The organism is Dellaglioa sp. CoH-56-MRSF-14 (genome assembly GCF_056782115.1).
Map to the genome: position 1 here is coordinate 1 of NZ_JBXAYB010000029.1, position 457 is coordinate 457.

Annotated in this window: 1 protein-coding gene; it reads left to right on the forward strand. The window is 55.7% G+C overall.

From position 1 onward, the window contains the following. Positions 1-194 precede the first annotated feature (194 nt). Positions 195-457 (forward strand): hypothetical protein (locus tag AC1RPX_RS07710; protein ID WP_481763320.1); only part of this gene is annotated, 263 nt, incomplete at its 3' end.

A 457-nucleotide genomic window follows, 5' to 3' on the forward strand; every position in this document is an offset into this window, starting at 1 on the left:
GCGACACGTAGACTGTGAGGCTGAGGGCTTTCCCCATGGACTTCCGACCAACGTGTTTTTCGATACGGAAGAACAGGCCGTGGCGTTTGCTCGGCGTATCGACTCGTTTTTGGACGCGTCGCTGAAGGGTGCGCTGNAGTACATGGTGGATCGACGTGCCGAACTCTTCGACCGAGAGACAAAGGAGCTGCTCAATGATTAATCATTTGTCAAATCAAGAGCTGTTTGTATCAACCCTCGTCGTGTTCGCGGTGATTGCTGTCGTGGCCGCACTCGTCATGGTCGGGATCGTTGTGTGGCTGCGCCGGACAGGGGACACGACAGCAAACCGTGAGTTCTCGCGGTTCCTTGACTGGGCGATGCGCGAAAAGCTGGATACAAGTCTTGTGTCATACATCAACGAGGGCGCGTACAGATTTACGTCCTCAGAGACGCAGGCCGCGTTCAGTGCGTGGCT